Origin of the sequence: Embleya sp. NPDC059213 (genome assembly GCF_042754445.1) — a bacterium.
Taxonomy (GTDB): domain Bacteria; phylum Actinomycetota; class Actinomycetes; order Streptomycetales; family Streptomycetaceae; genus Embleya.
In genome coordinates this window covers 1-10714 of sequence record NZ_JBHZAV010000259.1, presented here as the reverse complement: position 1 = coordinate 10714, position 10714 = coordinate 1, and the positions used below count along the sequence as shown (strand labels likewise).

Here is a 10714-nt window from a genome sequence, read left to right as displayed (position 1 = left end):
AGCACGTCGTGATGCGTGTTCGGGGGCGTGTCCATCGCGGGTGATCGGCGGCTGTACCCGTCGGCCTCGGCGTCGACGGGTGTAGCCGGCAATGGGGCGGGAGTGGTTTCATTCGTGGCGAGGTTTCGGTCGGCGTCGGGTTCGGCCTTGGCCGGTTCCGTTGAGGGCGGCGAGTCGGGCGAGGGGTGTTCCCTGGTTCCACAGCCCGAAGAAGTCACGGTGGACCGCGAGGATGCCGTTGTCCACGGCGAAGGTTGTCGACTGCTTGCTGAACGTACCGGTGGTGACCAGGACGGCGACGTCGGCGGCGAAGTGGGTCTTGGCGCCGAGGAGATCGCGGACCTCCTTGGGGGCGATCCTGCGGGTGGGCGCGTAGCGTTTGCACTGGATCACCGCGAAGCGCCCGTCGGGCAGGCGGCACAACACGTCCGCCCCGTTGTCCCCGGAGCCGCCGACCCGACGCACCTGCGTGCAGCCGTCGTTGCGGCACAGGTCGGCCACCAGTTCCTCGAATTGTGTCCCGGTGAGGGCGTCCACCTCCGCCAGGGTCCGCCGTCGTCCGGCGGCCACCGCGTCCTGGTGTCGCCACCGCTCGTCCGCCGCCCGCGCGGCACGGTGGGCACCCCACAACCGCCGCCCCACCTCCGCGAGGCCGACGACCACCGACACCGCGACGGCCACCCCGCCGCCCCCGACGGCGAACGCGAGCGCCACCACGATCAGCAGCGCGACGATCACCGCCACCCGCGTCCCCGTCGATCGCGGCACCCCTTGCGTCGAACCACGCTTCTGCGGCTGCGTCATGGCGATCCCCCGCGTCGTCGACATCCTCGATTCCAGTGTGGACGCCGACGCGCGGCGCCGGGGCCGGTATGGCGTTTCGTGTGGTTTCGCGGGAGTGGGTGATCGGCGACGGGCGGGGCGGCGGGCTGTCATCCTGGCGGCCGGGATCACGGGCTCGAGTGGAGGTGGGTCGTGCACGTCGGGGGCGCGTTGGTGGTCGGGATCGGCGGGACCGCATCCACCGATCGGGTACGCGCACTGGTGTGCACCCGGATCGGTGGGCGGGCCGTTGCCGTCACCGGCGGTACGAACGACGAAACGGTGCGGATCTGGGACCTGGTCTCCCGGCAGGCAACCGTGTTGTCCTTCCCCGACCAGGTCGATGGAGTACTGGCGGTGACCCCCAACCGGGCGTTGGTCGTCGGGTGCGGGAACGACGTCGTCGTGTTGGAACACAACCAGGATTGGTGACGGACCGAACCCCGGGGTCGCCCACGACGTCTCGGCCCCGGTTCACATCTCCCGGTACGTCTCGGCGCGTTGGTCAGCGCTTGACCGGCGGGCAGTAGCCGGTCTTCTCGCCGATCGAGTTGATCTCGGCGTTGGGCCGCGTATCCCCCGCATAGTTGATCTGGTCCGTGCACTTCACCCCGGCCTTGTTGGGGGTGCCCGACGGCGTGCCTTCGTTCTTCGGTGCCGGGCAGTAACCCGTCTTCTCGCCGATCGAGTTGATTTCGGCGTTGGGCCTCGGGTCCCCGGCGTAGTTGATCTGGTTCGTGCACTTGACCCCGGCCTTGTTGGGGGTGCCCGGCGGGGTGCTGTGGGAGGAGCCGGAAGGGGTGTCGGCCCGAGCGGAGCCGGGGGTGGCATCGGGTACGGAGGTGCGGGATTGCGGGGTGCCGGTGGAGACGGAAGAGCCGGTGGTGGAAGAGGGCGTCTTGTCGCCACCGCCGTTGTCACAAGCCGTCAGTGCCAGGCCGGCAGCCACGATGGCGAGGGTGAACCCTGAAATCTTCCGAACGTGCATGCTCTCGTCCTCCGAGTCGGGCACCGCTCCTGGTGAGCGGGCTCTCGGAGGTTTCAGACACGGGCGCCGTCGGCCCAGTTGCAAGGCGGCGCACGTCAGGACACGTTCGTGACACATCCGCCTGCTTCGTCACGTCGGACCGGACGGCGCGGACGATCACGTCCGTGTCCTCGACGGCCGAGGCCCCGGAGCGCAACGACCACGAGGAGCCGTCGGGCCCGGGGCGTCCCCGGACGCCGCCGTCAGGTGTCCGTCGCGGTCAACGTCGCGAGGCGGAGGGTGAGTTCGCGGTCCTGCTCGTCGAGGTTCCACTTGCCCTCCCGTGCGACGTGGTTGGTGACCCAGAAGACCATGACCCGATCGGCCGGGCGGATCAGGAATCGGGCGTAGGACAGGTCGTTGCCGCCGCTGTGCGTGGCGATCGGGCCGGGAACGCCGGGAGCACCGGGCAATATGGACCAGCCGTAGCCGTAGGACTGGGTCGTGTCGGGGCCTTCGGGCACGTGCGGAGCGAACATCTTCGCCTTGGCCGCGGCGGGCAGGATCGACTCGCCGTCCAGGGCGAGATACCAGCGGTACATGTCGTGCGCGGTGGAGAGCAGGCCGCCGTTGCCGCGCAGGTTCCAGTAGGGGCCGTCGGGCGCCCACGGATGGTCCAACGGGGTGCCGTGGCCGCGACCGTCGGAGTCGTATTCGACGGCGATGTCGTCGCGTCGCGGGTCGGCCGCACGATAGCCGGTGCGGGTCATCCCGGCCGGCTCGAACAGGTTCCGGGCAAGGAACTCGGGGTACGGCGTGCCGGACGCCCGCTCGACGATCGCGGCCAACATCGAGTATCCGACGTTGGAGTACGCGAACATGACACCCGGCGTCGACTCCAGGGGCGCCGCGAGCGCCCGGGTGAGCAGGGCGTCGCGGCTCAGTGGTGCGTAGTCGTCGCCCAGGCTCTCGGGCAGGCCCGAGGTGTGGGTGAGCAGGTGGTGCACGGTGATGCCGCGCTTGTCGGCGGGGACCGGCCCCAGGTGGTCGGAGATCGGATCCGTCACCCGCAGCGCGCCGGTCGTCTCCAGCTTCAGGATCGCCGCGGCGGTGAAGGACTTGGTGATCGAACCGATGTCGAAGACGGTGTCGCATCCGGCGTCGATGCCCGCCTCCCGGTTCGCTCGGCCTCGGCCCCGACAACCGACGAGTCCGCCGTCCTTGGCCGTGACCACCGCCCCTCCCGCACCGGACGGCCAGTGTTTGTCCAGGTACGCGGCAACGGCCGCCGCCCGCGCGGGCATCGGCGCGCCGGCCGTGCCCGTGGCACCGGCCGTGGCACTGCCCGCCGCCCCACTGGCCCGCACGGAAGCGGAAGCGGAAGCCGAGGCGGAGGCGGAAGCCCCTGCCCTCTCGTGGTCCTCCCTCCCGCCCGAGCAGCCCGACAGCGCCAGCGCCGCAGCCGACGCCCCCGCCACGAACGCGAACCGACGTCGACGCACACATGGGATCCGTGCCACGGCGTCCCCCCGAAGTACCGGACGCGGACCTCCCGCGTCGTCCCCACCACGCTACGAATCGGCGACACCGGGCGTCTTCCCACACGAGAGCCAACTTCGGTTCCCCGCATGGGGGAAAACAAGACACCCGCCTCCCCCGCCCGAGGGACCGCCGAACCGGTGACCTGCGCGGCGGTTGCCATGTCGTACCGCGCCGCCGGTCCGACCGCGGAGGACGCTGATCGGATGGTGGCGCCAGGAACGAGACCGGATCCGAACGACGAGCCGCCGTCCGCCGAACCGGCCCGATCCGAAGGCCCGCCACACCCCACGGGATCCCACGCCGCCCCACCACCCCCGCCGCCCGCCTCCCGAATCCGCCGCCTGCTCGCCCACCCCTACCCGACCATCCCGCCGAACACCCGCCGCGTGGTCCGCCGTTGGCCCGACCTGATCGGCATGTGCGTGGCCACGGCGTTCCTCTGGCTGTCGCTGACCCCGTCCCTGCTGCCGCGTCCATGGCCCTGGCAGGGCCTGATCGGTGGACTGGCCGGAATCGCCGGATACGCCCTCGGCGTGCTCGCGGCCACGGCGATCCGCGCGTGCGTCGCGCGCCGCCCCGGCGAGCGGTTCCGGGTGCGCGCGTGGTGGGCGTACTACCTGGTGGCCGGCATCGGGACGGTCGCCGGCCTGGTGTGGTCGGCGCAGGCCCAGCGCCGGCTGCGCGCGCTCCAGGGCCTGAACCCGTCGTCGCCCTGGAACGGCCTGATGATCGTGGTGATCACCCTCGGCACCGGGCTGCTCCTGCTCACCCTCGCCCGCGGCCTGCGGCTGGCGGCCCGCACGTCGATCCGCTGGTTGGGCCGCCGGCTGCCCCGCCCGCTGGCCTACGTACTGGGGCCGGCCGCGGTCACCCTCCTGGTCGTGGTCAGCCTGCACGACGTGGTGTGGGAGCGCGGCTTCATCGGATTCGTCGACCACACCGCGAAGGCGATCAACGGCGCCATCGACCCCAACCTCCCCCGCCCCGACTCGCCGCTGCGCTCCGGCGGCCCGGGCTCCCTCGTGTCCTGGCACAGCCTGGGCGCCAACGGCCGCAAGTTCGTCGCGCAGGCCACCGACCCGGCGCTGATCACCCGGTTCACCGGCCGACCCGCCGCCGTCCCGATCCGGGTCTACATCGGCGAGAACCCGGAGGACGAGGACTTCCGCGAGGCCGCCGACCTGGCCGTCCGCGAACTCGACCGCACCGGCGCCTGGACCCGCGCGGTGCTCGCCGTGCAGGCGACCACCGGCAGCGGCTGGGTCGACCCGAACCTGGCCGCCCCGCTGGAGTACATGTACGCCGGCGACACCGCGACGGTCGCGATCCAGTACTCGTACCTGCCCAGTTGGATCTCCTTCCTGGTCGACCGAGGGCGCGCCGAACGTGCCCAGCGGGCCCTGTACCACGCGGTCCGGGCACGGTGGTCCGCGCTGCCCGCGGCGGATCGCCCCAGGCTGGTGCTGGGCGGCGAATCCCTCGGCGCGTACGCCACCGACGCCGTCTTCGCCGACCCGGCCGAACTCATCGCCGGCGCCGACGCGGTCGTGCTGGAGGGACCGCCGTTCGCCAGTCGGCTGTGGAATCGCATGGAGGACGACCGCGACCGGGGCAGCCCGGTGTGGCGGCCGGTGTACGACGGCGGCCGGCACGTACGCTTCGGCCAGTTCCCCGCCACGGACCTGCGCCGCCCGCCCGGCCCGTGGGAGCGACCGCGGATCGTCTACCTCCAGAACGCCTCCGATCCCGTGGTGTGGTGGAGCCCCGACCTGTTGTTCGACAAGCCCGCGTGGTTGCACGCGCCGCTCGGTCCGGACATCACCCGCGAGGTGCGCTACTACCCGATCATCACGTTCTGGCAGACCACGGTGGACCTCGCGGTGTCCTTCGGTACCACCGCCCCGCACGGCCACCGCTACGGAAACGGCGCCGCGGTCGCCTGGGCGGCCACGCTCCCACCCCCGAACTGGACGGACACCGACACCGACCGACTGCTCGCCTTCATGGCACAACACCCGCTCCGCCATTAGGCATCGGGGGCGGGGAACCCGAACGCGTCCGGGCCCGCAACCAAGGCGTCATGTACCGCGTTTCCCGAGAAAAGTGCCTTGGTCGGCGGAATCCGGGGCGCATACGCTGGCTTCGCCGCGCGCGCGGACAAGCGGACACCATGTGCCACGTGGACGGACCAAAGGAACCGAAAGAATCCTCGGGAGCCTCCAGTGAGAAGCACGAGAACTGTGCTGTGCGCTCTGCTCGTCACCTGCACCGCCGGCCTCTCGCCCGTCGCCGCCTCGTCGGCGGCGGCAGCGTCGGCGTCGCCGGCGGGTCGGAGCGCGTTCGCCCTGTCCAGCACCGCCTTCGTCGACGGCGGCCTCATCCCCAAGATCCACGAGTGCACCAGCGGCGGCGGCAACGACCCCGCGAAGAAGAACGAGTCCCCGCCACTGGCCTGGTCGGGTGCTCCGGCCGGCGCCAAGAGCTACGCCGTGGTCATGCGCGACCTCGACAACGCCGACCTCATCCACTGGGTCGCCTACGACATCCCGGTGAACACGACCTCGCTCCCGCAGAACGTCGAACACGCCTACCGGCCGTCGGTCCCGGCCGGAGCCCGGCAGGTCTACTACCGGGGAAGCGCGAGTCTCTTCGGCTACCAGGGCCCCTGCTCGCCCTCGACGATCAACACCTACGAGTTCGTCGTGTACGCCCTCGACCGCACGTCGTTGACCGAACTGAACTCCGCCTCGTCCACCCGGACCGCCGCCCGGACGATCACCGCCGCCTCGATCGGCTCGGCCGGGATCAGCGGCGAATCGTAGCCCCCGCCGCCCCGCCCCAACGACCGCGGTGGGGCGGCGGATCGGGCCACGATCCGTCGAACTCGTGGGGGTGCGGCGGTGGTTGCCGTCCGTCGGCGGACGGGCGGCTCACCGCCGTGCGGCGTCGTAACGCCAGAACGGGCGTACCGCGAGGGCGCCCACGACGACCAGCAGGATGCACACCAGCGCGCTGCCCGACCAGGCGATGACCAGTGTCGTGCTCGCCGCCATGGCTCCCGCGCGCAGGTCGCCGAGCCGGGGGCCGCCGGTGACGACGACGGTGAAGACACCCTGCATGCGTCCGCGCATCTCGTCCGGCGCCCACGTCTGGAGGATCGTCTGCCGATAGACGGCGCTCACCAGGTCCGCGGCGCCGGCGAGCACGAGGAACAGGACGGCGAGCCACAGGGTGTGGGTGAGCCCGGCCAGCGTGATGGCGGTTGCCCAGCCGACCACCGCGAGGGTGAGCGCGACGCCCTGACGACGGATGCGCGCGATCCATCCGCTGCACAGGCCCGCCGCCAGGGAACCGATGGCGACCGCCGAGTACAGCACGCCGATGCCGCCGTGGAAGCGGGTGGCGGCGGCCTCGGGGAAGAGCGCGTTCGGCATGGCCAGCACCATGGCGGCGATGTCGACGGCGAACGACATCAACAACACCGGACTGCCGCCGATGAAGCGAAGTCCCTCGACCACGGCGCGTATTCCGCTGCCGATCGCCGCCCCCGTCGGTTCGATGGCAGGCAGCCGAAACGTCGAGTACAGGGAGAGGGTGAACAGGACCGCGTCGGCGGCGTAGGCGTAGCCGAAGCCGTGCGGGAGGGTGAGCAGGACGCCGGCGACGAGCGGCCCCAGGATCTGGCCGATGTTGCCCACCGTGAAGCTCAACGTGTTGGCGGCGGGGACCAGTTCGGACGGCACGATGCGCGGGATGATCGCGCCGCGCGCCGAGGACGCCGTGGCGAAGCCGGCCGCCTGGACGGCGACCAGGACCAGCAACAGCACCTCGGACCGGACGTTCAGGAGCGTCTGGGCGAGCAGCGCGATCGTCACCACCCAGGTCACGAGCGACGACCACAGGCAGAGCCGGCGACGATCGACCCGGTCGGCGATCGCTCCGCCGTACAGGCCGAACACGAGGATCGGCACGAATCCGGCGAGGCCCGCCAGCCCCACGTACAACGACGAATGCGACATCTGGTAGATCTGCACGGGGACGGTGACCTCGGTGACCATCGTGCCCACCAGCGACGCGCCCTGACCGACCAGCACCCGCCGATAGGCAGGCACGGCCAGCGGGCGGGTGTCCACGGCCGCGCGACGAATGCCCCCGGCCAGGCGGCCCGCCCGAGCCCGCGGCTCGTTCGTCGACTGGCGGTCCGGGGCCTCCGGTGCGGTGCTCACGACGTCACGCTGTCACGAGTCCCCGCCGGCCTGCTTCCATTAATCTGCCTATTCATGTCGCAGAACCGCCGGCACCGGTCGATCGCCCCCGCCACCGCGCACGCGCACGCCGCCGGCGAGTTCATCAGCCGCCATCGGCACCCCTACCACCAGCTCATCTACGTCAGCGCCGGCGTGCTCGCCGTCCGCACCGGGCAGGGTGCCTGGGTGGCCTGCCGGGACCGTGCCGTCTGGATCCCGGCGAACACGTGGCACGAACACCGGGTCTACGGGCACAGCTCCGTACACACCCTGGGCTTCGCGTCGGACGACACGCCCCTGTCCGTCGACTCGCCCACCGTCGTGGCCGCGGACGGTCTGCTGCGCGAACTCTTCGTCGCCTGCACCGAACCGGACCTGCCGACCGCCGAGTCACGGCGGCTCCGGGCGGTCCTCAACGATCGGCTGCGCCGCGCCCGCGTACGACCCCTGACCCTGCCGACGGCCCGGGACCCGCGACTGGCGCACGCCTGCCGGGTGGTCGAGGAGGACCTGAGCCGGCCCCGGACCATCGCCTGGCTGGCCCGCCACGTCGGTGTCGGCGAACGAACGCTCACCCGGCTCTTCCGCACGGAGTTCGGCACGACGTACCCCCGGTGGCGGACCAACACCCGGGTCTTCCACGCCATGATCCAACTGGCCGAGGGAGCCGACGTCACCACGACGGCCCGCCGCTGCGGCTGGGGCACGACCAGCGCGTTCATCGACACCTTCGCCCACACCATGGGCCAGACCCCGGGTGCGTACCGAAGCGTGGCGCTGCACGAGGCCGACACCGGCCCATCGACGGAGGACCCGGCCCCGAGCCGCCCGACGCCCGACCGATCCGGCCGGGCCCCCGGTGCCGACCCTGCGCCCCCGACCACGACATCCGCGCCCGATTCACACGGACCGGCATGAACGGCACCCACGGGAGGAGCACGCCGGCGTGACGACCCGTTCGGCCCGCCGGGACGACTGTCAGCCCTGGCCCAGGACCAGTCGCTGAGCGGAGCGCACCGGTCGGCCGAAGTGGGCGCAGCGCTCCTCGAAGCCCGGCGGGAGCCACGTGCCGCCCAGGAGCCGGGGGTGGGACGGGAAGGCCGCGAGGGCCGCCAGCGCGAAGACCAGGGACGCCCAGGGAGTGGCGAGGCGCACGTTCATGTAGCCCTTGCCGTACATGTCGTGGTAGCGGGCCTCGAACACGCCGGCCTCGGGCAGGTCGATCTGGTCGAGGCCGGTGAAGCCGAGGCTCAGCGGATTGCGGGGGTGGGCGAGGTACGCCGACATCCGCGTGATCGTCAGTTCGCCGCCGCCGTCGTGCACCCAGCGCGGGACGGTGTCCTGCTGCGCGCGCTTGCGACGCGCGGAGTTGCTCAGGGCGGTGAGGGCGAGCGCACCGACCACGAACCCCGGCCTGCCGACCGCCGCCACCCCGGTGGTGCGGTAACTGCCGTTGCCCACCGCGCGCAGCCTGAACTGCTCCCCGGTGCCGGTCGCGAGCACCCGCTCCCCCGGCTCGATCCGGGCCGTACTCGCCACGAGCGGGCGGCGATCGGCCTGACCGGTGACGACATCGGCCACGATGTCGCAGGTGTGCCACAGGTATTCGTCGGTGTGCGTCCACCCCTCGGCCGCTGGTGGCCCCGTCCGGTTCCGCATGCTTGTCTCCTCGCTCCACGAGCCTGGCACCATGCCCAAGTCTAGGGCCGCGTCGAGCAGTCGGGCCTGGATGCGCTACGGGGTGGTCAGCGTCGGCCGGGCGCCGAAGGCGGGCACAGCTCGGCGAGAACGCTGTCCACCAGAGCCGCCGTGGAGTCCAGGACCGGCAGGATCCGCTCGGCCTCGGCCATGACGAGGGGTATCTCCGTACAGGCGGCGATCGCCATCCGGGCGCCGCGGTCGAGGAGTTCGCGGGCCGCCGCAGCGATGTGGCGGGCGGCCACGGCCGAGTCGCCACCTTCCTTGACCAAGGCGATGGCGCGGTCCACGTGCTCGCGCTGCGTAGCCGTCGAGACCTGGACGACCGTCAGCCCGAGGCCCTGCCCGGCGATCTCGTAGAGGCGGGCGGTACGGGTGCCCCGGGTCGCGAGCACACCGATGCGTTCCACATCCGGCCGGCGTGCCCGACACGACCGGAGTGCGGCGGTGACCATGTCGAGGATGGGCAACTCGGTGTGCTCGCGCAGTTCCCGGACATAGGCGTGGGCCGTGTTGCACGGGATGGCGACGCAGGACACCCGGGCCTGGGCCAGCCAACGCAGGCCCCGGAGCATCCCCGGGACCGGCGAGGGGCCCCGGCCGAGCAGGGCTTCGGTGCGATCGGGGACCGTGGGGTCGGCCCAGATGGCGACCCGGAGGTGCTCCTGGTCGCGCCGAGCCGGCGTGCGTTCGACGAGGCGGCGATAGAAGTGCGCGGTGGCCAGGGGACCCATCCCGCCGAGCACCCCCAGCAGGGGAGGTTCGCCGTCGTCGTGCGTCGGCCCACTCCGCTGCTCGGTGGGCCCCTTCCCCCGCCCCGGGGTGAAGTGACCGGCTCCGCGCCCGAGGTCGCGTGGGCCCTCGTCACAACACCCCGTCGCGCTCCGCGTCATCGTGTCGTCCCGGCAGTTCCCGCCTGCGTTCGCATGGTCGCCAGTCTCGGGCGGCGCCATCCGCTCCCGCTTCGTCCGCGACACCGAACGGCCCGACGCATCTCCGTCCCGGGCTCCGAAGCACCCACCACCGACGACGCCGTATCCCGTCGCGATCGGACAAGCATCGTCCCGGTGCCGTCGAGTGTGGTGTACGCGACGGGTCGCTCGCCCCCGTCACGCCGAGGTGCCGACGGCACCCGGGACGGAAGGTCACTTCATGGATTCCACGCCCGCGATGAGCATGGTCAGGACCGATTCGAACAGGACGTCCGGGGATTCCGGGTCGGATTCGGCCGCGAGGCGTCGCAGGTTCGGGAGTTCTTCGACCGACGGCGTCGTCGGTACGCCGATCCGTCCGGCCGGGTCCGCGCCGGGCGGCGGTCGGTCGTGCCAGGCGTCCCAGACCTCGGTGAAGCCGGAGACCTGGAGCACGGTGATCGACCAGGCCCGGTAGGCGTTCTGCGGGGGCATCCCGAGGTCCAGGAAGAACCCCACGAGTACGT

The 10714-nt window shown here is 71.9% G+C and carries 11 protein-coding genes; 4 read left to right on the top strand and 7 right to left on the bottom strand.

Annotation, left to right across the window (positions count from 1 at the left end; genetic code table 11):
• Positions 1-108: 108 nt before the first annotated feature.
• Positions 109-804 carry a restriction endonuclease gene (locus ACFXMF_RS44105; protein WP_360323695.1) on the bottom strand — a complete coding sequence of 232 codons (696 nt, stop codon included), beginning with the start codon at positions 802-804 and terminating at the stop codon, positions 109-111.
• 171 nt (positions 805-975) lie between these two features.
• On the opposite strand from ACFXMF_RS44105, the gene ACFXMF_RS44100 reads away from it, so the two are divergent.
• Positions 976-1254 carry a hypothetical protein gene (locus ACFXMF_RS44100; RefSeq protein WP_360323693.1) on the top strand — a complete coding sequence of 93 codons (279 nt, stop codon included), beginning with the start codon at positions 976-978 and terminating at the stop codon, positions 1252-1254.
• Between the two features lie 73 nt (positions 1255-1327).
• Here ACFXMF_RS44100 and ACFXMF_RS44095 read toward each other — a convergent pair whose 3' ends face one another.
• Together ACFXMF_RS44095 and ACFXMF_RS44090 are read right to left on the bottom strand one after the other, a co-directional pair.
• Positions 1328-1771 (bottom strand): hypothetical protein, encoded by a 444-nt coding sequence (locus tag ACFXMF_RS44095; RefSeq protein WP_379990478.1) that lies wholly within the window; start codon positions 1769-1771, stop codon positions 1328-1330.
• A gap of 281 nt (positions 1772-2052) precedes the next feature.
• A complete protein-coding gene (locus ACFXMF_RS44090; RefSeq protein WP_360323689.1) occupies positions 2053-3156 on the bottom strand; it encodes a serine hydrolase domain-containing protein in 1104 nt (367 codons plus the stop codon).
• A gap of 378 nt (positions 3157-3534) precedes the next feature.
• Between ACFXMF_RS44090 and ACFXMF_RS44085 the strand changes: the two genes are divergently transcribed.
• The gene (locus ACFXMF_RS44085; RefSeq protein ID WP_379990477.1) at positions 3535-5361 is read left to right on the top strand and encodes an alpha/beta hydrolase; all 1827 of its coding nucleotides are present in this window, start codon (positions 3535-3537) and stop codon (positions 5359-5361) included.
• 192 nt (positions 5362-5553) lie between these two features.
• On the top strand, positions 5554-6153 hold the full coding sequence (locus tag ACFXMF_RS44080; RefSeq protein WP_360323685.1) for a YbhB/YbcL family Raf kinase inhibitor-like protein: 600 nt from the start codon (positions 5554-5556) through the stop codon (positions 6151-6153).
• Between the two features lie 108 nt (positions 6154-6261).
• Here ACFXMF_RS44080 and ACFXMF_RS44075 read toward each other — a convergent pair whose 3' ends face one another.
• Positions 6262-7557 carry an MFS transporter gene (locus ACFXMF_RS44075; RefSeq protein ID WP_360323683.1) on the bottom strand — a complete coding sequence of 432 codons (1296 nt, stop codon included), beginning with the start codon at positions 7555-7557 and terminating at the stop codon, positions 6262-6264.
• Positions 7558-7611: 54 nt separating this feature from the next.
• On the opposite strand from ACFXMF_RS44075, the gene ACFXMF_RS44070 reads away from it, so the two are divergent.
• On the top strand, positions 7612-8496 hold the full coding sequence (locus ACFXMF_RS44070) for an AraC family transcriptional regulator (protein WP_379990474.1): 885 nt from the start codon (positions 7612-7614) through the stop codon (positions 8494-8496).
• A gap of 60 nt (positions 8497-8556) precedes the next feature.
• On the opposite strand, the gene ACFXMF_RS44065 is transcribed toward ACFXMF_RS44070, so the two are convergent.
• The 3 genes from ACFXMF_RS44065 to ACFXMF_RS44055 form a co-directional block, all read right to left on the bottom strand.
• Positions 8557-9237: a hypothetical protein gene (locus ACFXMF_RS44065; RefSeq protein ID WP_360323679.1), complete on the bottom strand. Its 681-nt coding sequence runs from the start codon at positions 9235-9237 to the stop codon at positions 8557-8559.
• Between the two features lie 86 nt (positions 9238-9323).
• Positions 9324-10169, bottom strand: a complete 846-nt coding sequence (locus ACFXMF_RS44060) for an aspartate/glutamate racemase family protein (protein ID WP_380021181.1) — start codon at positions 10167-10169, stop codon at positions 9324-9326.
• A 252-nt stretch (positions 10170-10421) separates the two neighbouring features.
• On the bottom strand, positions 10422-10714 hold a 293-nt coding region (locus ACFXMF_RS44055; RefSeq protein WP_380021179.1), incomplete at its 5' end, for a hypothetical protein.

Coding starts and splice junctions, on each gene's coding strand:
- ACFXMF_RS44105 (WP_360323695.1), bottom strand. CDS start 804: ATGACGCAGCCGCAGAAGCGTGGTTCGACGCAAGGGGTGCCGCGATCG.
- ACFXMF_RS44085 (WP_379990477.1), top strand. CDS start 3,535: ATGGTGGCGCCAGGAACGAGACCGGATCCGAACGACGAGCCGCCGTCC.
- ACFXMF_RS44065 (WP_360323679.1), bottom strand. CDS start 9,237: ATGCGGAACCGGACGGGGCCACCAGCGGCCGAGGGGTGGACGCACACC.
- ACFXMF_RS44060 (WP_380021181.1), bottom strand. CDS start 10,169: ATGACGCGGAGCGCGACGGGGTGTTGTGACGAGGGCCCACGCGACCTC.
- ACFXMF_RS44070 (WP_379990474.1), top strand. CDS start 7,612: ATGTCGCAGAACCGCCGGCACCGGTCGATCGCCCCCGCCACCGCGCAC.